The organism is Actinosynnema sp. ALI-1.44 (assembly GCF_001984155.1).
GTDB lineage: Bacteria > Actinomycetota > Actinomycetes > Mycobacteriales > Pseudonocardiaceae > Kibdelosporangium.
Genome location: NZ_MTQO01000032.1, coordinates 165958 through 185517 on the forward strand (window position 1 = coordinate 165958; position 19560 = coordinate 185517).

The 19560-nt window shown below is 68.5% G+C and carries 16 protein-coding genes; 8 read left to right on the top strand and 8 right to left on the bottom strand.

Annotation, left to right across the window (positions count from 1 at the left end):
• The first annotated feature begins 161 nt into the window (after nt 1-161).
• The 3 genes from ALI144C_RS06675 (at nt 162) to ALI144C_RS06685 (ending at nt 6313) form a co-directional block, all read left to right on the top strand.
• Nucleotides 162-1253 (top strand): hypothetical protein, encoded by a 1092-nt coding sequence (locus tag ALI144C_RS06675; protein ID WP_143230460.1) that lies wholly within the window; start codon nt 162-164, stop codon nt 1251-1253.
• A gap of 279 nt (nt 1254-1532) precedes the next feature.
• Complete coding sequence (locus ALI144C_RS06680) at nt 1533-4925, top strand: S8 family peptidase (protein WP_143230461.1); 3393 nt, start codon at nt 1533-1535, stop codon at nt 4923-4925.
• Between the two features lie 182 nt (nt 4926-5107).
• Nucleotides 5108-6313 carry an STAS domain-containing protein gene (locus ALI144C_RS06685; RefSeq protein ID WP_083752784.1) on the top strand — a complete coding sequence of 402 codons (1206 nt, stop codon included), beginning with the start codon at nt 5108-5110 and terminating at the stop codon, nt 6311-6313.
• A gap of 108 nt (nt 6314-6421) precedes the next feature.
• Here the strand turns inward: ALI144C_RS06685 and ALI144C_RS06690 are convergent, their stop codons facing one another.
• Nucleotides 6422-6739, bottom strand: coding sequence for a hypothetical protein (locus ALI144C_RS06690; protein ID WP_076986121.1), 318 nt, complete (start codon nt 6737-6739; stop codon nt 6422-6424).
• A 260-nt stretch (nt 6740-6999) separates the two neighbouring features.
• Between ALI144C_RS06690 and ALI144C_RS06695 the strand changes: the two genes are divergently transcribed.
• Nucleotides 7000-9816 carry an nSTAND1 domain-containing NTPase gene (locus ALI144C_RS06695; protein WP_202818865.1) on the top strand — a complete coding sequence of 939 codons (2817 nt, stop codon included), beginning with the start codon at nt 7000-7002 and terminating at the stop codon, nt 9814-9816.
• Nucleotides 9817-9837: 21 nt separating this feature from the next.
• Here the strand turns inward: ALI144C_RS06695 and ALI144C_RS06700 are convergent, their stop codons facing one another.
• Nucleotides 9838-10584 (bottom strand): SDR family NAD(P)-dependent oxidoreductase, encoded by a 747-nt coding sequence (locus ALI144C_RS06700; RefSeq protein WP_076986123.1) that lies wholly within the window; start codon nt 10582-10584, stop codon nt 9838-9840.
• Nucleotides 10585-10619: 35 nt separating this feature from the next.
• Nucleotides 10620-11381 (bottom strand): SDR family NAD(P)-dependent oxidoreductase, encoded by a 762-nt coding sequence (locus tag ALI144C_RS06705; protein ID WP_076986124.1) that lies wholly within the window; start codon nt 11379-11381, stop codon nt 10620-10622.
• Between the two features lie 101 nt (nt 11382-11482).
• Between ALI144C_RS06705 and ALI144C_RS06710 the strand changes: the two genes are divergently transcribed.
• Both ALI144C_RS06710 and ALI144C_RS06715 read left to right on the top strand, forming a co-directional pair.
• Nucleotides 11483-12322 carry a helix-turn-helix transcriptional regulator gene (locus ALI144C_RS06710; protein WP_076986125.1) on the top strand — a complete coding sequence of 280 codons (840 nt, stop codon included), beginning with the start codon at nt 11483-11485 and terminating at the stop codon, nt 12320-12322.
• Nucleotides 12323-12396: 74 nt separating this feature from the next.
• Nucleotides 12397-13374: a DNA topoisomerase IB gene (locus ALI144C_RS06715; RefSeq protein ID WP_076986126.1), complete on the top strand. Its 978-nt coding sequence runs from the start codon at nt 12397-12399 to the stop codon at nt 13372-13374.
• Here the strand turns inward: ALI144C_RS06715 and ALI144C_RS06720 are convergent.
• A complete protein-coding gene (locus tag ALI144C_RS06720) occupies nt 13355-13945 on the bottom strand; it encodes a TetR/AcrR family transcriptional regulator (RefSeq protein ID WP_076986127.1) in 591 nt (196 codons plus the stop codon). The genes ALI144C_RS06715 and ALI144C_RS06720 overlap by 20 nt on opposite strands.
• 76 nt (nt 13946-14021) lie before the next feature.
• Between ALI144C_RS06720 and ALI144C_RS06725 the strand changes: the two genes are divergently transcribed.
• The gene (locus tag ALI144C_RS06725; protein ID WP_076986128.1) at nt 14022-14708 is read left to right on the top strand and encodes an SDR family NAD(P)-dependent oxidoreductase; all 687 of its coding nucleotides are present in this window, start codon (nt 14022-14024) and stop codon (nt 14706-14708) included.
• A gap of 16 nt (nt 14709-14724) precedes the next feature.
• Here ALI144C_RS06725 and ALI144C_RS06730 read toward each other — a convergent pair whose 3' ends face one another.
• From ALI144C_RS06730 to ALI144C_RS06740, 3 genes are read right to left on the bottom strand one after another with little or no spacing between them, the layout of a single operon-like run.
• Complete coding sequence (locus ALI144C_RS06730) at nt 14725-16815, bottom strand: xanthine dehydrogenase family protein molybdopterin-binding subunit (protein ID WP_076986129.1); 2091 nt, start codon at nt 16813-16815, stop codon at nt 14725-14727.
• On the bottom strand, nt 16812-17798 hold the full coding sequence (locus ALI144C_RS06735; protein WP_076986130.1) for an FAD binding domain-containing protein: 987 nt from the start codon (nt 17796-17798) through the stop codon (nt 16812-16814). Before ALI144C_RS06735 ends, ALI144C_RS06730 begins: the two co-directional genes overlap by 4 nt.
• Nucleotides 17795-18289: a 2Fe-2S iron-sulfur cluster-binding protein gene (locus ALI144C_RS06740; protein ID WP_330359571.1), complete on the bottom strand. Its 495-nt coding sequence runs from the start codon at nt 18287-18289 to the stop codon at nt 17795-17797. Before ALI144C_RS06740 ends, ALI144C_RS06735 begins: the two co-directional genes overlap by 4 nt.
• A 142-nt stretch (nt 18290-18431) precedes the next feature.
• On the opposite strand from ALI144C_RS06740, the gene ALI144C_RS06745 reads away from it, so the two are divergent.
• The gene (locus ALI144C_RS06745) at nt 18432-18941 is read left to right on the top strand and encodes a hypothetical protein (protein WP_076986132.1); all 510 of its coding nucleotides are present in this window, start codon (nt 18432-18434) and stop codon (nt 18939-18941) included.
• A 19-nt stretch (nt 18942-18960) separates the two neighbouring features.
• Here ALI144C_RS06745 and ALI144C_RS06750 read toward each other — a convergent pair whose 3' ends face one another.
• Nucleotides 18961-19536, bottom strand: coding sequence for a UdgX family uracil-DNA binding protein (locus ALI144C_RS06750; RefSeq protein ID WP_076986133.1), 576 nt, complete (start codon nt 19534-19536; stop codon nt 18961-18963).
• Between the last annotated feature and the right edge of the window lie 24 nt (nt 19537-19560).

Sequence of the window (19560 nt, forward strand, 5' to 3'; positions counted from 1 at the left end):
CTCGGTGATCTCGTACAACCGCCGCGCACGTCCGGCGATTCCGGGAAACTAAGGCAGGCGCACATTTGTGGGGTGAACGCCCGTCACCGGGGTCCGCGATCGGCCCTACCGTGGACCGCATCATGCTCGTCGGTGGTGTGTTTCAAGGGGGAACAACACAGATGGACCAGCGGTTTCCGCGTCGCCACGTGCTTGTGGCGGCTTTCCTGACGACGATGGGGATCGTCGTCTCCGGATGCGGTGAAACACCGGGGCCAACGCCAACGGAGTCGATCACCGCGCCTGCCATGCGGGCCAACCAGATCATCAAACTGTCATCGACCATCCCCGCCCTCAAGGACTCGAAGACCGTTGTGGCCGGACTCGGCAGCCGACTGCAGTTGCTGGGTACGGCGGCTCCTCAGCTCGTCAGCACCGACAACGGGGACAACCAGGCGGCGCCGGGGCAGAGGTTGATCGTCGCGCAGGTCAGCCTGGACGGAAAGTTCTGCTCCACCGAACAGCCGGCATCAGAGCGTTCGTCCGTCTGCGGTGCGGTGGCCGTGCTGGCTGACGGGTCGCGCACGGTGTTCGACCCAGACGCGCTGGACAGGGGCGAGAACACGTTCGCGATGTCGGTTCCGAAGGGCGCCAAGGACGTCTCACTCGAGCTCAGCACCGGTGCGTTGAAGCAGCAGGTGTCGCTGGTCAGTGGTGAACTGGTCGGCCCGGCTCCCGCTGTGCTCTACCGGCCCGACGCGAAGAGCGAGAGCGGGAGCACCTCCGTCACCACGAATGTCGTCGAGCGCTTGTCGTTCCCGTTCGCGCTGTACGACGAATCGGGCCGGTTGGATTTCGACGGGGACTATCCCACCATCGTCGACGTCAGCAAGGCCCGGCTCAGCTACGCGATCGAGAAACCGGACCGCGAGATGTTGCTCCCGTCGGCAGTGGACCGAGCTTTCCTCACACTGGACACCAAGGTTTCCGGCGGCAACACCTGGCGGACCGTGCTGGACCCCAAGAGCTTCGTGGTCACCACCGCGGACGGCAAGAGCATTCCGGCCGAGCGGTTCGACGCGGACAGCCTGCGGGACGGCGACATCGACCACGAGCACCAGTTCATCGGCGGTGATCTGTACTGGGAAGTGCCGGGTGACCTGAAGGACGCGACCGTGACCATCACGGCGGGCAAGAACCACCAGATGGGGATGCTGAAGAGCCGCGTCCTCGACTACCGCGGTGCCACGAGGTCGTTCCCCGTGCGGTTCTGACGAGCCCGCAATCCGGAAAGCCCGGGCCTGGCCCGTCAGGAGGTGTACCTCCTGGCGGGCCGTTGGCGTTGTCCGCTAGACCGAACGGCTGCGTGATCTTCGTCCGCTCGGTCGATTACTCCTGGTCAGCCGTGCATTACTGTCGCGTTGGTCGGGAAGAAGCGTTCGGATTTCTCCGAACGAATTCAGCTGAACCATTTCATTCAGAGGTGTTACGAGGCCCTCTGTTGACAACGTTGTCACCCGTTTTCCCGACTTCGCACATCTGGAGGTACACCCGTGCGTCGAAGAGCACGTGGCCTTGTCAGTCTGTTCATGGTGACCGTGGTCGGGGTCGCGACCGCACAGTCCGCCGCCGCGGCACCAGCATCCACGAATTCCGGCGGTGACGTGGGCAATGACCCGACCGGTCAGTCCCGCACCGTCACGCTGATCACCGGTGACCAGGTCGCCGCCCTCGAGCGACCTGGACAACTTCCTGCCATTTCGATCACGCCGGGCGTGGGCCGCGAGCGGGTAGGGTTCCACCGCATCCGCGAGAAGTCCGGCTGGTCGGTCTACCCCGCGGACGCGCTTCCGCTCGTCCTGAGTGGAGTGCTGGACAAGCGACTGTTCCGTGTGGACAAGTTGCTCGCCGACGGCTTCGACGACTCGCGTCCGACGCTGCCGTTGATCGTCCAGCGCGACCCGCGGTTCGCCGCCGCCGCGCTGCCCGCGACCACACCGGTCCGGGAACTGCGCAGCATCGGCGCGACCGCTGTGGTCGAGCACAAGGACAAAGCAGGCGAGTTCTGGTCCACTGTGGTTGGACAGGGGGCCGGGGCGCGTGCCGCGCAGGGCGGCGTGCGCCGGATCTGGCTGGACGCCAAGGTCCGCGCGAACCTCGACCAGAGCGTGCCGCAGATCGGCGCGCCGACGGCGTGGCAGAACGGGTTCACCGGCAAGGGCGTCAAAGTCGCGGTGCTGGACACCGGCATCGACGCCACCCACCCCGACGTCGCGGGCAAGGTGGCCGCTGCCAAGGACTTCACCGGCGGCGACGACCCGGTCGACGGCCACGGTCACGGCACACACGTCGCGTCGACCATCCTCGGGTCCGGTGCGGCGTCCGGTGGGAAGTACAAGGGCGTGGCACCGGATGCCCAGCTGCTGGTGGGCAGGGTGCTCAGCGCCGACGGCAGCGGCAGCCTCTCCAGCATCGTCAGCGGCATGGAATGGGCCGTCGAGCAGGGTGCGAAGGTCGTGAACCTCAGCCTCGGCGGCGGGGACACCCCCGATGTCGACCCAGGCGAGGAAGCGGTCAACCGGCTCAGCGCGGACAAAGGCGTGCTGTTCGTGATCGCCGCGGGCAACGAAGGCGAGGCCGGTGCGTACACCGTCGGCAGCCCGGGTAGCGCGGACGCGGCGCTGACTGTGGGTGCGGTCGACCGCACCGACAAACTGGCGTACTTCTCCAGCCGCGGACCACGCAACTACGACAACGCCGTCAAGCCGGAGATCACCGCGCCCGGTGTCGGCATCGTCGCCGCGCGGGCGGCCGGTGTCCCCGCGAACAACCCCGTCGACGACCACTACCAGACCATGTCGGGCACCTCGATGGCGACGCCGCACGTCGCGGGCTCGGCGGCACTGCTGGCCCAGCAGCACCCGGACTGGCCGGGCGACCGGTTGAAGGCCGCGCTCACCGGCACCGCGAAGCCGACGGACGGACTGACCCCGTTCCAGCAGGGCGCGGGCCGCGTCGACGTGGCGAGGGTGAGCACGCAGCCGGTCGACGCGAACGTCAGCACAGTCGCGTTCGGCACCTTGCCGTGGGACTCGGCATCCAAGCCGGTCACCCGCGAGCTGGTGTACCGCAACTCCGGGTCGGCACCGGTCGACCTCGACCTGAAGCTGGACATGCGGGATGCGCTGGGCAAACCCGCGGCCGACGGCCTGGTCACCCTCGACAAGTCCAAGGTCACCGTGCCCGCGGGCGGCAGTGCGTCCGTCACGGCCACGCTCGACCAGGGCCAGCGGCCGCGTGAGGGTTACGGCGGCACGCTGGTGGCCACGTCCGCGAACGGAGTCTCGGTGCGCACGCTGGTCGGCGCCGACCTGCAACGCAGGCAGTACGACGTGAACGTCAAGCTGACCGGGCGTGAGGGCAACGGTCCCGACGGCAAGGGTGCGACCGGCGTGCTGTTCGTCACCAACCTTCAAAGCGGCCTCGGCGAGAGCTACCGCATCACCGAGGGCGGTGGCGTCATCCGGCTGCCGGAGGGCCGGTACATGTTCATGACGCAGATCGACGAGGTGCGCAACGGGGAGTTCACCAACCCGTCGCTGGTCGCCGCGCCGGGAGTGGCTGTGGACAAGGACACCGAGGTCTCGCTGGACGCACGCGGCGCCAAACCCGTGACCGTCCGCACCGACCGCCCCGACGCGCGGTCGAGCGGCGACATGATCGACTTCACCGAACAGGTCACCAGCGGTGGATCAGTGGCCCATGGCTGGTGGCAGACGCGGATCTTCAACGACGACACCTACGCGTACGTCAAGGAGACCACCACGGACGTGCCGGACTTCTCGTTCCTGCTGATCACCCAGATGGGCAAGCAGGACAAGGACGGCAGGACGGAGAACAGCCCGTACGTGTACAACCTGCGGTTCCCGAACAAGGGCCGGGTGCCGGACGTGTCCAAGTACCGGGTGCGTGACCACGAACTGGCGAAGGTCAATGCCACGTACTCGAGCAGCGGCGACAAACAGTGGGCCAAGCTGCACACGTTGCCCTCGCCGTATGCCAACGAGACGAACGTGAACGACACCTGGTGGTTCACCTCGGCCACCCAGGTCCCCGCGACACGGGAGGAGTTCTACAGCGCGGGCGATCTCGTGTGGTTCAAGAAGCTGCTTGTGGGCGGTAGCAGCAGCAACGGCAACTACGCCGAGATCAACGAGTACCGGCCGTCCGCGCGTTACCAGCCGGGCAGGCAGTACCGGGAGGACTGGAACCGCGCGGTCGCGGGCCCGTCGCTGAAGTACGTGACCCAGACCGTCCGCAAGGGTGACGAGCTCAGCGTCATCCTCCCGATGTTCGCGTCGAACGGCGACGGCCCGAGCTACGCGGCCGCGGCAGGGCGGACCCGGTTGGAGCGTGACGGCAAGGAGATCGGCTCCGTTCCGAGGGTGCCGCACTACCACTTCCCGGACGGCGGCCCGGTCACCTTCGGCGTCCCCGCCGAGCAAGGCGACTACACGTTGACCGTGGAGGCCAAGCGGCAGGAGGACTCCACCGCGCAACTGTCCAAGGAGGTCAGCACGTCGTGGCGGTTCCGCTCGTCGCATGTGGACGAAACGGCCACCCTGCCGCTGATCGCTTTGCGGGCCAAGCCGAACCTCGGCAAGGACAACGACGCGTGGCGGGTGCTGCCGACCGAGGTCCCGATCGAGGTCGAACGCCCGGCCGGGATCAGCGGTGACGTCCGGCGGGTCACTGTGTCCGCGTCGTTCGACAGTGGCCGCACCTGGCACAACCAGGTCGTGTTCAAGGACGGTGCGAAGTGGCGCGCGTTCGTGTGGGCGCCGTTGTTCGGCCAGTCGCCGTTCGTCTCGTTGCGGCTGTCCGCGCAGGACACTGCGGGTAACGCGGTGACGCAGACGATCACCAACGCCTACCGGCTGAGGTGATCGGCACGGCGGCCGGGAGCCACGGCTCCCGGCCGCCGTGGTGACCGCTCCGAAATGCGGGACGACGACCGGTCTACCCGGGAACCGGTTCGCGTAGCGAGGTGCCGGGCGCGGGTTTATGGTGTGCATTGTCTCAGGTCCAGCAGCGTGGCCTTGTCAGTATGTGATGCCAAGGAGCCGTCATGGTCCGCGAAGGCCAGTCAACCATGTCCCGTTCCCCCGGATCGCTACGAGTGATGACCGAATGGTGCCCGGATGACGTGCTGGTCGTCCGGATCGTCGGCGACATCGACACGGACACCAGCCGGACGTTCGACCACTACCTCAGGACCCGGCTCCCGGCTGAGGCGCGGCACGTCGTGGTGGACCTGTCCAGGGTCGACGTCCTCGGCGCGCGCGGCGTCCGGACCCTGGTCGAACACACCGCCCGGCTGACCTCGCAGGGACGTCGCCTGTTCACCGTCGTGTCGAGCCCCAAGGTGCGCAGGGTCCTTGGCGCGGCACACGCGGCCGAGGACCTGCGGCTCTTCCAGAGCCTGCCACTGGCGATCGCCGCCAGCGAAAGCCCCGGCGAGGTGACGGCCGAGCCGCCCGAAGCCGTGGACACGACCGGGTTGCAGGAGGAGATCTACGGTCTGCGTGAGGCGTTGCGAACCAGACCGGTGGTGGCCAGAGCCTTGGGCGTGGTCCAGGAACGCTACCGGCTGCCCGATTCGGCGGCCACGTTCGGCCTGCTGCGGGAAAGCGCGCAGCGGCACAACATCCGGTTGTACACATTGGCCAGAGCGCTGCTCGAAGCGCATCCGCCGCACGGACAGGTCTGGTTCCCTGGCCGTGCCAGAAGACCCGCGCCGTCGTTGTCGTTCGTCGCGCAGCAACCACAGCACAGGGGCAACCGCAGTGCGGTGCTGAACTCGTTGCTTGAAGCGGCCACGTGTTACATGCAGGCGTCAGCGGCATCGGTGCGGTTGGCGGACGGCCTCGATGACGCACTGCGCCTGGAACTGACCCTGAACGTGTCGCCTGCCCTTGCCGACCGCCTGGCCAGTTCGGAGAACCCGGCGACCGCTGAGGAGAAGGCCGCCGTGGCCGTCGTCCCCGATGTGACCGCGGCGCCCGGACTCGCCGACGACATCCGATGCGCGCTGCTGGACGCGGGCATCCAAGCGACGCAAAGCACCCCGTTGCTGTCCGACGAGCGAAAATTCTTCGGGGTGCTGACCACGTACCACGCCGAACGCGGCTTCGCGCCGTCCAGACTGCAGTGCGCCCGGCTCGAGCACGCCGCGACCGAAGTGGCCACCTGGCTGGACTGGCACGCCCGCACAGTGATGCTCGACGCGCTCGAACACATCCACACCGGTGCGGTTCAGCGAAGCAGGCAATGAGTCCCCGTCGCACACCGGTCGTCATCCGACAGGTGTCCCGGACTACGCGGTCCGGGACACCTGCGCGTTCACCCCATCACACCAGCGCTGGTGTCGACGTCGTCAACCTCAGCACTCCACGTTCACTTGTCTTGCCCGAGTGTTGTTCGGGAACGACTTGTTGTCCCAGGCCCAGAGATGGACGACGCTGCCGTTCTCGAAGTAGATCGTGAAAGGGTTTCCGTGTGACTTGGCCCAGCCGAAATAGTCGTTGAGGCCACTCACCCCGCATTTCTCGATGTTCCAGGTGTCACCGGACACCTTGGAGACGCAGGCCCTCCCGGCGTCGCACTTGTTCGACCAGTACAGGGGCTGGACGTCGGCTGCGGAAGCCATGCTGGGGCCGCTGACAAGCGCGGCCGCCCCCAGGGCGGCGGCCAGCGCCACACGGCTCGTGAACCGGGTGATCGAACGCGATCGCGAAACAGTCAAAACCGTTCTCCCATTTTCGAAACAAGAACGTCATGGCGAATGTGGACGGGCACCGACGTGACATCCACGCAAGGTTGTCTATGCGGTTGCGGTTGTCAGGCGCCGGGAGGCAGGCTGCCTGACACCATGACGCTGACAACAGCGTCGCACTGCTCGGGGGATGGTCGATCGTGCCGCGTGTTGAACAAACGCTTGTCCGTGATGGTTCGCCGCTCGTGGAGTTCGCCGCTGACCTGCGCCTGCTGCGTACGAAGGCTGGTACGCCTTCGTACCGCGAGATGGGCCGCGCGGCCCACTACTCGGCGACCACGCTGTCGGAGGCGGCAGGCGGGCGGAAGTTGCCGAGTCGTGCGGTCACCTTGGCGTTCGTCCGGGCTTGTGGCGGTGACGAGGCCGACTGGGAGCAGCGCTGGCACGCGGTCGCGGTGGAGCTCAACGGAAAATCCGCGACGACCCCGTCCGACGAAAACGTCACCGGTGCGCCCTATGTGGGATTGCGCGCATTCGGTCCGGACGACGCGAATCTGTTTTTCGGACGCGAGCGACTTGTCGACGAAATCATCAGCAAACTGGATCGTGAGCGGATGGTGCTGCTGTTCGGCGCGTCCGGTTCGGGTAAATCGTCGGTGATGCGTGCGGGCGTGGTGCCCGCTCTCACCGCGGCGGGAGACACGGTGCTGCTCTTCACCCCTGGAGCTCGTCCGATCGAGCGCTGTTCGGTGCGGCTCGGGTCGATGCTCGGCATGACCGCCGGGGCGGTGATGGACGAGTGCCTGCGGGACGACCGAGGGCTGCATCGACTCGTCGCGCAGGCATTGGACGGCTGTGACGACGACGCGACGATGGTCATCGTCGTCGACCAGTTCGAGGAAGTGTTCGCGCTGTGCGAGGACGAGGACGAGCGCGCCAAGTTCATCAAAGCGCTGACGACCGCGGCCAGCACGCCGGACAGCCGGTGCCGGGTCGTGCTCGGTATGCGGTCGGATTTCTTCACGCATTGCTCGGCGTATCCGGCGCTGCTGGACGCCATGCCGGACGGGCAGGTGGTTGCCGGGGCGATGAGCGCGGAGGAGTTGCGCCGGGCCGTGGCGGAGCCCGCGCGGCGGATGAAATGCACGGTGGAAAGCGCGTTGGTGGCGGACCTGGTTGCGCAGGCATATGGCCGGCCAGGTGTCCTGCCGCTGGTGTCGCACGTGTTGCTGCAGGTGTGGGCCCGCCGGAGCGGCAACCGGCTCACGGTCAGCGGTTTCCAGGCCGCGGGCGGGCTCGACGGCGCGTTGAGCCGTACCGCGGAAGACGTGTTCACCGGCCTGGACAAGGCCCAGCAGCAGCTGGCCAGGGCGCTGTTCGGCAGGCTGGTCGCACTCGGCAAGGGCACCGAGGACACCAAACGACGGCTGGACATCACCGAACTGGGCGACGACCCGGACCTCGCGGTCGTGCTGGAGGCGTTCACCGCCGCGCGGCTGCTCACCCGGGACCAGGACGGGGTGGAGATCACGCACGAGGCGCTGATCCGAGCCTGGCCCCGCCTGCACGGCTGGTTGCACGACGACCGCGAGAGCTTGCGCCTGCACCGCCAGCTCACCGACGCCACGGATGCGTGGGAGTCAGTCGGCAGGGATGCCGACGCGTTGTACCGGGGTACGCGTCTTGCGCTGACCCTCGACTGGACAAGCACGCATGACACCGCGTTGTCGCCGCGCGAGCACCAGTTCGTCGAGGCCAGCCGGTCCGCCGAGGTCAGGAGCAGCCGCCGGCTCCGGCGGCTGGTCGTGCTGCTGAGCGTCCTGTCGCTGCTCGCCGTCACGGCCACGGTCTTCGCCGTGCGAGCGGAGAGAAACGCCACCGCGCAACGCAACGCCATCCGTGCCCAGGTCGTGGCCGGTGAAGCCGCCGCGCTGTACCCCACCAACCCGGACCTGGCGGTCCAGCTCGGCCTGGCCGCCTACCGCCTGGCACCCTCCACCCACACCCGCGACGGTTTGCTCAGCACTCTGCCGCTCTCGGTGGTGCGCCACGCCAGCGAGGTCATCGCGGTGGCCTTGAGCTCCGACGGCCGGACCATGGCCACGGGCAGCGATGACCACACTGTCCGGTTGTGGACCATCGCTGATCCCCGGGCTCCGGTGCAGCTCGCCACCCTGACCGGCCACACCCAGCCGGTCTACTCGGTGGGCTTCAGCCCGGACGGGCGCACCTTGGCGACCTCGAGCTTCGACCGCACCGTGCGGCTGTGGGACGTGGCTGATCCCCAACACCAGATGATGGCCACTTTGACCAGCCACACCGAGGCGGTGGCCGCAGTGGCGTTCAGCCCGGACGGGCGCACCTTGGCCACCGCGGGCCACGACCGCACCGTGCGGTTGTGGGACGTCGCCGACCCCCGCAAGCCCGCCGAACTGACCACGTTCACGGGCTACGCCGAAGCCCTCTACGAGATCGCCTTCAGCGCCGATGGACGAACCCTGGCGATAGCCGGCGACGAGGCCGTCGTCCAGCTGTGGAACATCGTCGATCGTCGGCATCCCTCGGCGCTGGCGACCCTCACCGGCCACGACCAGGGGGTGCACGCGGTCACGTTCAGCCCCGACGGGCGCACCCTGGCCACCGCCAGCGATGACCGCACCGTGCGGTTGTGGGACGTCACCGACCCTCGCCGGCCGATCGCGCTGCCCCCGCTCACGGCCCACAACGACGGCGTGTACACAGTGGCTTTCAGCCCCGACGGGCGCACCCTGGCGACCGCCGGCGACGATCGCACCGTGCGGTTGTGGGACGTCACCGACCCCCACCGCGCGACCGGGCTGGTCACCCTCTCCAGCCATACCGACGCGGTGGAAGTGGTGGTCTTCAGTCCGGACGGACGCACGCTGGCCACCGGGAGTTGGGACAGCACTGTCCAGCTGCTGGACACCGACTTCGAGCAGACCATTGCCCGCGCTTGCGACCACGTCCAGACGGCGATCACCCGAGCCGAGTGGGACAGCTACCTGCCGGGTCTGCCTTACGAACCACCGTGCCCTGGCTGAGGCGCGGACCGGGCTGGGGCATCAGTGCGCGGTGAGTCCACCGTCGACGACGAGTTCGGCTCCGGTCACGAACGAGGATTCGTCGCTGGCCAGGAACAGCATCGTGGGAGCCACCTCGGCGGGGCTGCCTGCACGGCGCATGGGGGTGCGCACGATGTCGGGTTGCCGGTCGCCCTGCTCGTCGAGCAGGTCCTGGATCATCGGGGTGGCGATGACCCCGGGGTGCACCGAGTTGACCCGGACGCCTCGGGTCGCGTACTCGACGGCAGCGGTCTTGGTCAGCAGCCGCACCGCGCCCTTGGTCGCCTGGTACGCGGCGGCGGCTCCGCTGCCGACCAGGCCGAGCACCGAGGAGGTGTTGATGACCGAGGCGTTGCCGGAGGCACGCAGCAGTGGCATGGCGGTCTTCATCCCGAGCCAGGTGCCGGTCTGGTTGACCGCGACCACCCGGTCCCAGCCGTCCATCGTGGTCTCCTCGATTCCGGGCCAGTCCACGACACCGGCGATGTTGACCAACACGTCCAGGCGGCCGAAGCGCCGCCGGGTCGCCTCGATCGCCTCGCTCCAGCTCTCCGGCGAGGAGACGTCCAGCCGGATCGCCAGCACATCGGTGTCCAGGGACGCGGCGAGCTTTTCCGTGGTGTCCCCGGCGATGTCGGTGACGACCAGGCTGGCTCCTTCGCGGGCGAACAGTTCCGCGGTGGCTTGTCCGATGCCGCCGGTCGCGCCCGTGATCAACGCGACCTTGCCGGCGAGGCGTCCGGTCATGGTGTGCTCTTCTCTCTCGTTGTGGTTGCCGGGAGTCAGGCCGCGGTGTAACCGCCGTCGGCGGCGACGACCGCGCCGGTGATGAAGCTGGAACGGGGTGAGGCCAGGAAACCGATCACCTCGGCGATCTCCTCGGGCTGGGCGACGCGGCCGATGGGGTGGGCGTCGCCGAAGGAGCGCAGGTACTCCCTGCTGTCGGCCCGGAAGTTGTCGAGCATGTCGGTCTCGATCACGCCGGGGGCGACGACGTTGGCTCGGATGCCGTACGGGCCGCCCTCGAGCGCGAGCACCTTGGTCAACTGCGCCAGCGCCCCCTTCGACGCGCTGTAGGCCGCCGCATCGGCCAGCCCGACGGTGCAGGCGAACGACCCGACGGTGACGATCACACCACCGCCGTGTTCGCGCATCACCCGGAATGCCTCCCGGGCGTGCAGGAACGCCCCGCGGGCGTTGATCGACATCAGTTCGTCCCAGTCGGCCGCGGTGGTCTCGGTGATGGGCTTGTTCACCGATCGACCGGCGTTGCCGACCAGGATGTCGAGCCGGCCGAACCGGTCGACCGCCGCGGCGACCGACCGCGCTGCGGTGTCCTCTCCGGACACATCACCGACCAGAGTGGACACACCGGCGAACCGGGCGGTGAGGTCGTCCACTTCGGGGCGGAGGTCCGTGGCCAGCACCCGCGCGCCGCGGGCGTGCAGCCAGGCGACCGTGGCCGCGCCGACCCCGCGAGCCGCGCCGGTGACCAGCGCGACCTTGCCCGCCAGTTCGCCGACCACGTCGATATCACTTGTCATACCGTCCAGCGTCGGCAATGGGCGGAGGTGACGGAAGGACGTGTGGTGACTGGGTGTGCGGCACCCACCCAACTGGACGGACCACGACCTACCCTGGTGCCATGGCCAGTGGTGAACTGGGTGTGTTCCTGCGAGCGCGCCGCGCACAACGATCTCCAGAGGACGCGGGCGTGCTCTACTCCGGCCGGCGCAAGGTGACCGGGCTGCGCCGCGAGGAAGTCGCCGTGCTCGCCGGGGTGAACGCCGACTACTACACCCGCCTGGAACAGGGCCGCGAGACCCACCCGTCCCCGCAAGTGCTCGACGCACTCTGCCGGGCGCTGGATCTGGACCCCGACTCCCGCGAGCACCTGTACCGACTCGCCGGCGCCGCGCCGGACAACACATCGGCGCCGACGCCCCACATCGTGAGCCCAGAACTGCGGCAACTCATGGACGGATTCCCGCACACCCCCGCCTTCGTGCTCAACCGCGTCCTGGACGTGCTGGCCACCAACACCCTCGCCGACGCGCTGTTCTCGCCATTCCGCAGGGTGGACAACCTCGCTCGCATGACCTTTCTCGACCCAGCAGGACGGCAGTTCTACGCACGCTGGGACTGGACCGCACAGGCCACCGTGGCGAACCTGCGGGTGGCCGAGGGCTTCGATCCGCACGACCCCGGCCTACGGCACCTCGTGGCCAAACTCACCGAGGGCAGCGCGCACTTCCGCGCCTTGTGGGAAACCCACCACGTGCGCGGCAAGACCCGCGAACCCAAACACCTCGTGCACCCCGACGTCGGCCCGCTTACCCTTATGTACCAGGCATTCGACGTGCGCAGTGCTCCCGGTCAGCAGCTGATCGTCTACCACGCCGAACCCGCCACGCCCAGCGCGCACGCCCTCGCACTGCTGAGCAGCCTCCACGCCACCACACACCACGGTCATCCGGCACCTTGATGTGACTGCCCAAGCCTCGGGTTACCCGCGAAACGACCCGGGTACTTGGTAGACGCGAATCCGGGAGGTGCGGGATGCGGTTGCGGCGTAGTGATCCGGCTGGGCCGGGACTGACCAGGCGGCGCCGGGGCAAGAACTGGCAGTACCTCGACGACACGGGTGCGCCGGTGGACGTCGAGGTGCGCGAACGGTGCGCCGGGCTGGTGATCCCGCCTGCCTGGCGCAAGGTCTGGATCAGTCCGCATCCCAACGGCCACATCCAGGCCGTCGGTGTGGACGACGCGGGCCGCCGCCAGTACATCTACCACGAGCAATGGCGCAAGGAGCGGGACGAGGAGAAGTTCGAACGCGTCCTGGAGCTGGTCGAGCACCTGCCGGGGTTCCGGAAGGCCGTCGACGCGGATCTGGCCGACCGGGGACTGACGTGCGCGCGGGTTCACGCGGGGGCGCTGCGGATGCTCGACCGGGGTGTGTTCCGCACCGGCGGTGAGGAGTACTCCGACGACAGTCGCGGCGTGGCGACGCTGCTGCGTGACGACGTCTCAATCGCCCAGGGCGGCTTGGCGTTCTGCTTCACGGCGAAAGGCGGCATAGAGCGGCGGTTGCGGATCGAGGACGCTGAGCTGGCCAAGCTCATCAGGGCGTTGCGCCGGTCAACCGCCGACACCGACCGGCTGCTGGTGTACCGGGAGGGCCGGAAGTGGCGTGAGGTCCGGGCCGACTCGGTGAACGCCAGGTTCAAGGAGTTGACGGGGGAGGAGTTCACCGCGAAGGACCTTCGGACCTGGAACGCGACGGTGGTCGCCGCCGTGGAGTTCGCCCGAGCCGAGCGGCCCGCGTCCAAGACAGCCTTCAAACGCGCGGAAGCCGCGGTGCTCGACCAGGTGGCCGGGCACCTCGGCAACACGAGGGCGGTGGCTCGGCGATCCTATGTGGATCCACGGGTGGTCACGTCCTTCGTCGAAGGCGTGACCATCGACCTGGACGCCACCAGTGGACGCAGGGACGTCGAACTGGCGGTGCGGGACCTGCTCACCCGGAACGGGGCTTGAGCAGGTCGTCGACCAGGGCGTCCACCAGCCCGCGTGGGACGCCTGTGCCGGTCAGCGCGCGGTAGACGACCGGGCCGGTGATGGCGTCGATCACGGCGTCCGGGGTGAGAGCAGGGGAGATCCCGCCCGCGTCGACGCAGCTGGCGATCATGGCGCGCTCCTGTTCGCGGCGTGGCCTCAGGTAGCGCGCGTGGAAACTCTTCGCTGTGCCCGGGTTGTGCTGCGCCTCGGCGATGAGTGCCAGCAGGACCTGTCCAGCCGGGTCACGGGTGACGAATCGGGCGAACCTGCGGAAATACCCGCGGATGTCCTTCGCCGTGGCCTCGCCCACGGGCACAGGCAGGCGCTTGGCACTGTCCTCGATCAACGTGTCGAGCAGGACCTCGACCTTCGACGGCCACCAGCGGTAGATCGTCTGCTTGGCCACACCGGCGCGACGCGCGATCGCCTCGACGGTCAGCGCGCTGAAGCCGTGCTCCACGAGCAGATCGTCCGCGGCGTGCAGCACGGCCTCGCGCGCCGCCTCGTCGCGGCGGCTGCCGGAGTGTGTCCTGCGGTTCGCGGTGGTCATGCGGCCACGGTACCGTGCTATTGTCTAGACGCAACGTCGCGTCTAGACAAGATTCCGGTACCACCAAGGAGAAACCGTGTCCATCCGGCAAGCACTCGTCATCGGGGCGTCCAGGGGGCTGGGGCTCGTCCTCGCCGACGAGCTCACCCGCCGCGGCTGGCAGGTCATCGCCACGACCCGGCAGGGCGGCGGCGACCTGCGGGCGAACGCCGATGCCTCGAACGGTCGGCTGACGGTCGAACAACTCGAGATGACCAGCGCCGATGAGCTGGCCGCGCTGCGTGAACGCCTTACCGGCAAGCAGCTCGACCTGCTCTTCGTCAACGCCGCGATCGACCGCGGCAACCTGCCGATCGACGAGGTCCCGACCGGCATGTTCACCGAAGTGATGATCACCAACGCGTTGAGCCCGTTGCGCGTGCTCGACGCTCTGCGCGGGCTGGTCGCACCCGGCGGAACCGTCGCGGTCATGTCGTCCGAGCAGGGCAGCATCTCGATGAACACCGAAGACGGCTACGAGCTCTACAAGGCCAGCAAGGCCGCGCTGAACCAGTTGATGCGCAGCTACGCCACCCGGCACGCCGACGACGGGCACACCAAGCTGCTCATCGACCCCGGCCACAACCAGACCCGGCTCGGCGGGTTCGACGCGCCGCTGCGGCCCGAGGAGAGCGTTCCGTTCGTCGTGGACGTCCTCGAAGCGCAGGCAGGCGCCCCCAGCCTGCAGTTCCTCGACCGCTTCGGCAAGCCGGTCCCGTGGTGAGCCAGCCCGGACGGGGTCAGTCCAGGCCGGGCAGCAGTTTGTCCAGCGTCACCGGGAGGTCGCGCACGCGCACCCCGGTGGCGTGATAGGCGGCGTTGGCGATCGCCGCCGCGGTCCCGACGATGCCGATCTCACCGACTCCCTTGCTGCCCATGGGATTGACGTGCGGGTCGGACTCGTCGACCCAGTACGCCTCGATGTTCGCCGCGTCGGCGCACGTCGCGATGTGGTACTCGGCGAAGTCGTGGTTGACCACGTGCCCGGTTGCCGGGTCGAGGACGCTGTTCTCGTGCAGTGCCATGGACATTCCCATGGTCATCCCGCCGATGAACTGGGACCGCGCTGTCCTCGGGTTGATGATCCGTCCCGCCGCGAAGACGCCGACCAGCCGGGGAACGCGGATCTCGCCGGTGTCGGCGTGGACGCGGACCTCGGCGAACTGGGCGCCGAACGCGTACAACGCGTACCGTTCCTGGGCCTGGTACTCCGGGACCTGGCCTTGCGCCTCGTCGCCGTCCGCCGGATCAAGCCCGTACTTCTCGCGGAAGGCGCGTGCGGCCGCCACGATCGCCGATCCCCACGTGCTCGTGCCCGACGATCCACCCGCGACAGAGGCGAACGGGTAGTCGGTGTCGCCGATCCGTACGTCCACCAGGTCGAGCGGGACGTCCAGCGCGTCGGCGGCGATCTGCGCGAGTGTCGTCCACGCGCCGGTGCCCAGGTCGGCGGCACCGATCTCGGCGGCGTACCGGCCGTCGGCGAATCGGATCGTGGCATCGGACTGCGCCTGCCGGGACGCCGGGTACACCGAGGAGGCCACGCCGCTGCCCACGAGCCAGTCCCCGTCCCGCCGGACGCCGGGGCGGGGATCGCGGTCCGCCCAGCCGAACCGCTCGGCGCCGTCACGCAGGCACGCGACGAGATGGCGGCTGGAGAACGGGTTGCCGGATTCCGGGTCGCGTGCCGGTTCGTTGCGGACGCGGAACTCGATCGGGTCGATGCCGAGCCGTTCGGCCAGTTCGTCCATGGCCACCTCGGGCCCGAACATGCCGGGGCACTCGCCGGGCGCCCGCATCCACGACGGCACCGGAACGTCCAGCGCGGCGAGCCGGTGCGAGGTGGCACGGTTCGGCGCGGCGTACATCATCCTGGCCGCCACCGCGGTCTGCTCGGCGAACTCCTTGATCCGCGAGGTCTGTTCGACCACGTCGAGTGCGATCGCCGACAGCCGCCCGTCGCGGTCGGCGGCCAGCCGGACCCGCTGGATCGTCGGCGTCCGGTAACCGACCAGACTGAACATCTGCTGCCTGGTCAGCGCCAGTTTCATGGCACGACCGGGCAGGGCGCGCGCGGCCATCGCGGCCGCGACCACATGCGCGTGCACCGTGCCCTTCGACCCGAATCCGCCGCCGACGTAGGGACAGACGACCCGGACCTGGCCCTTGTCCAGACCGAACACCTTGGCGACGGTGGACCGCACCGAATGCACGCCCTGCGTGGAATCCCACAGAGTCAACTGGCCGTCGTTCCACAGGGCAGTGGTCGCGTGCGGTTCCATGGGGTTGTTGTGGTTCATCGCGGTCGTGTACGTCTCGGTCACGGTGGCGGCAGCCGAGTCCATGGCCGCGCTGACATCACCGACGCTGGTGTCCGTGGCGAAGCTCGGGTTGACCTTGTCCGGTTTGTACAGATCGACGCGATCGGCGGACAGCGACACGTCATGGGTCTGCTCGGAGCAGGTCACAGCGGCGAGCCTGGCGGCCTGCCGCGCGGCCTCGGGCGTCTCGGCGATCACGATGCCGACGATCTGACCGCGGAACGCCACATCGGTTGTCTGCAGCACGGCGAGCTCTTTGTCCTCAGTGGAGGAAAGCCGTTCGCTGGTGCCCGGCGTGAGGACGGCTATCACTCCCGGGACGTCCTCGGCTTCGGCCGTGTCCACCGCGCTCACGCGGCCACGGGCGATGTCCGCCTGGATCAGGTGGCAGTATGCCGGATTCTCCACCGGGGTCTCGTTGGCGTACGTCGCCGTGCCCGTCACCTTGTCGGGGCCGTCCCTGCGGGCCAGGTCCTGCCCGATCGCTTGTGGCCGCAGCAGTTCGGTCATGTCAGGTCTCGCAAGGTCGCCACCAGGGTCCGGGTCACCAGCGGGATCTTGAATCCGTTGCCGCCGTCGATCCCGTCGAGAGCCCGTGCGTCGGCCATCTCCGCGTCCGCGGCGAGCCGATAGGACGCCACCTCAGCAGGTTGTCCGCGTAGTACCTGCTCGGCTTTGTACGCACGCCACGGTGTGTGCGCCACGCCGCCCAACGCGATGCGTACGTCACGCACGATCCCGTCGGCGACATCCAGGGCGGCCGCGACGGACACCAACGCGAAGGCGTACGACGCCCGGTCGCGCACCTTGCGATACCGCGACTGCTGCGCGAAAGGCGATGGCGGCAACTCGATAGCTGTGATCAGGTCACCGTGCTGCAACCGTGTGTCCTGGTCGGGTTTCTCGCCCGGCAACCGGTGTAGGTCGACGAAGGGGAACGATCGTTCTCCCTCGGGTGTGAGCACATGCACCTTCGCGTCCAAAGCCGACAACGCCACTGCCATGTCGGACGGATGCGTTGCCACACAATGCTCCGAAGCACCGAGGATGGCGTGATACCGGGTGTACCCGCCGATCGCGGAACACCCCGACCCGGGCACACGTTTGTTGCACGGCGTCGTCACGTCCTGGAAGTACACGCACCGGGTTCGCTGCAACGGGTTCCCGCCAGTGGTCGCCATGTTGCGCAGTTGCCCCGACGCCCCGGACAGCAACGCCTGGGCGAGCACGGGGTAGCGTTCCCGGACACGCCGGTCGGCGGCCAGGTCGCTGTTGCGGACGCCCGCGCCGATCCAGAGGCCGCCGTCGCGGTCCTCGACGGCGGCGGACGTGACAGCGGTGATGTCGACGAGCAGGTCGGGCTCGGCAACCCCCAGCTTGAGGTGGTCCACGAGGTTGGTGCCCCCGGCGACGAACCGCGCGTCAGGGCGACCGGACACCTCCGCCACCGCGGTGCCCATGTCGGTGGCTGTCCGGTAGTCGAACGGCTTCATCCGGGCCCACCCGCCGCCTGCCGCAGCGCGGGCACGATGTTGGCGTACGCGCCGCACCGGCACAGGTTGCCGCTCATGCGTTCCGCCATTTCGTCGTCCGTCAGTTCGGGAGCGGCGGTGAGGTCCGGGGTGACGTGACTGGGCCAGCCGTCGGCGAACTCGTCCAGCATGCCCACCGCGGAACAGATCTGGCCTGGCGTGCAGTAACCGCACTGAAAGGCGTCGTGGTCGACGAACGCCTGCTGAACAGCATGGGACACCCCCGCCGCCGTGGTCACCTCGGCGTCGTCACAGCTCACGGCCAACGTCAGGCAACTGAGCACCCGGCGACCGCTCAGCAGGACGGTGCACGCGCCGCATTGCCCGTGATCGCAGCCCTTCTTGGGGCTGGTGTCGCCGAGTTGCTCACGCAGGACGTCCAACAACGTGGACCGTGTGTCGACGGCGACTCGGCGCGCATGACCGTTCGCCCGAACGGTGATCTCCGGCATTGGCATCGGCTACCCGGAATGCCGACCGGCAAACAACCGGCCAGGTCAGGCCGGACGCAGTGCGTTCGGCTTGTGCACGGATCGAGTCCTCCTCGTGTGGTAGAGCATGTTCACGGCCCGATCGACCGGGTAAGCCTCGGCTATGACAACCGAGAAAGAGAACCTGCTCGGGATCTACCTCAACGACCACCTCGCGGGTGCGGCGGCGGGAGTCGAGCTCGCGCGACGGCTGGCCAGCGCCGAGAAGGACGAACCGTACGGTCCGGCGCTGCAGGAGCTGGCGCGGGAGATCGAAGACGACCGATCCTTGTTGCGGGACATGATGAATGCCCTGGGTGTGCCCGTGCGGACGTACAAGACCTGGCTGGGCTGGGCGGCGGCCAAGGTAGGCACGTTGAAGCCCAACGGGCGGCTGTTGACGCGCTCGCCGTTGAGCCGGGTGATCGAGTTGGAGGCGTTGCGCCTGGGCGTCGAAGGCAAGGCCGCGTGCTGGCGGACGCTGCGCGTCAGGTCGGAGCACGACGCGCGCCTGGACAGCACTCGGCTGGACTCGTTGATCAAGCGGGCGGGTATGCAGGTCGACGAGTTGGGACAGCTGCGCGTACTGGCAGCGGCCCAGGCGTTCGGCGGCGACCGCACCAGCGTCCACTAGAGACTTCCCGCCAGAGACTTCACAGGATCGCGTACGCGGCGGCGAGGTCGTCGACGAAGCCCTTGTACGCCTTCTCGCGGTCGTCGGAGCGCAGCACCGCCGACGGGTGCACGGTCGCCGTGACCTTCGCGGCGGAGTCGGGCAGATCGAAGACCTCGCCGCGGTGCTGCGTCACCCGGAAGGACGGGCCGAGCAACGCCTTCGCCGCCACCGCGCCGAGGCACACCACCAGTTCGGGCTTGACCTCGCCGAGTTCACCGAGCAGCCATGGCTGACACGCCACCACCTCGGTCCGGCTGGGCGTCTTGTGGATGCGCCGCTTGCCGCGTTCGGTGAACTTGAAGTGCTTCACCGCGTTGGTCAGGTACACGGCGGACCGGTCGATCCCCGCTTCGCCCATCGCCCGGTCCAGCAGCCGGCCCGCCGGGCCGACGAACGGCGCCCCTTTCCGGTCCTCCTGGTCACCGGGGGTTTCCCCGACCATCATGATCCGCGCACTGGCCGGGCCTTCCCCGAAGACCGTCTGGGTCGCGTCCTTGTACAGATCGCAGTTGTGGCAGGTGCACGCTTCCTCACGCAACTTCGCAAGGCTCATGGAACGGGATTACCCGGTCGAGCG

What these genes read in the sequence shown, in the direction of transcription:
- ALI144C_RS06750 (WP_076986133.1), bottom strand. Translation starts at nt 19,536, where the DNA reads ATGAGCCTTGCGAAGTTGCGTGAGGAAGCGTGCACCTGCCACAACTGC.
- ALI144C_RS06715 (WP_076986126.1), top strand. Translation starts at nt 12,397, where the DNA reads ATGCGGTTGCGGCGTAGTGATCCGGCTGGGCCGGGACTGACCAGGCGG.
- ALI144C_RS06675 (WP_143230460.1), top strand. Translation starts at nt 162, where the DNA reads ATGGACCAGCGGTTTCCGCGTCGCCACGTGCTTGTGGCGGCTTTCCTG.
- ALI144C_RS06700 (WP_076986123.1), bottom strand. Translation starts at nt 10,584, where the DNA reads ATGACCGGACGCCTCGCCGGCAAGGTCGCGTTGATCACGGGCGCGACC.
- ALI144C_RS06740 (WP_330359571.1), bottom strand. Translation starts at nt 18,289, where the DNA reads ATGCCGGAGATCACCGTTCGGGCGAACGGTCATGCGCGCCGAGTCGCC.
- ALI144C_RS06705 (WP_076986124.1), bottom strand. Translation starts at nt 11,381, where the DNA reads ATGACAAGTGATATCGACGTGGTCGGCGAACTGGCGGGCAAGGTCGCG.
- ALI144C_RS06720 (WP_076986127.1), bottom strand. Translation starts at nt 13,945, where the DNA reads ATGACCACCGCGAACCGCAGGACACACTCCGGCAGCCGCCGCGACGAG.
- ALI144C_RS06730 (WP_076986129.1), bottom strand. Translation starts at nt 16,815, where the DNA reads ATGACCGAACTGCTGCGGCCACAAGCGATCGGGCAGGACCTGGCCCGC.
- ALI144C_RS06710 (WP_076986125.1), top strand. Translation starts at nt 11,483, where the DNA reads ATGGCCAGTGGTGAACTGGGTGTGTTCCTGCGAGCGCGCCGCGCACAA.
- ALI144C_RS06735 (WP_076986130.1), bottom strand. Translation starts at nt 17,798, where the DNA reads ATGAAGCCGTTCGACTACCGGACAGCCACCGACATGGGCACCGCGGTG.
- ALI144C_RS06745 (WP_076986132.1), top strand. Translation starts at nt 18,432, where the DNA reads ATGACAACCGAGAAAGAGAACCTGCTCGGGATCTACCTCAACGACCAC.
- ALI144C_RS06685 (WP_083752784.1), top strand. Translation starts at nt 5,108, where the DNA reads ATGGTCCGCGAAGGCCAGTCAACCATGTCCCGTTCCCCCGGATCGCTA.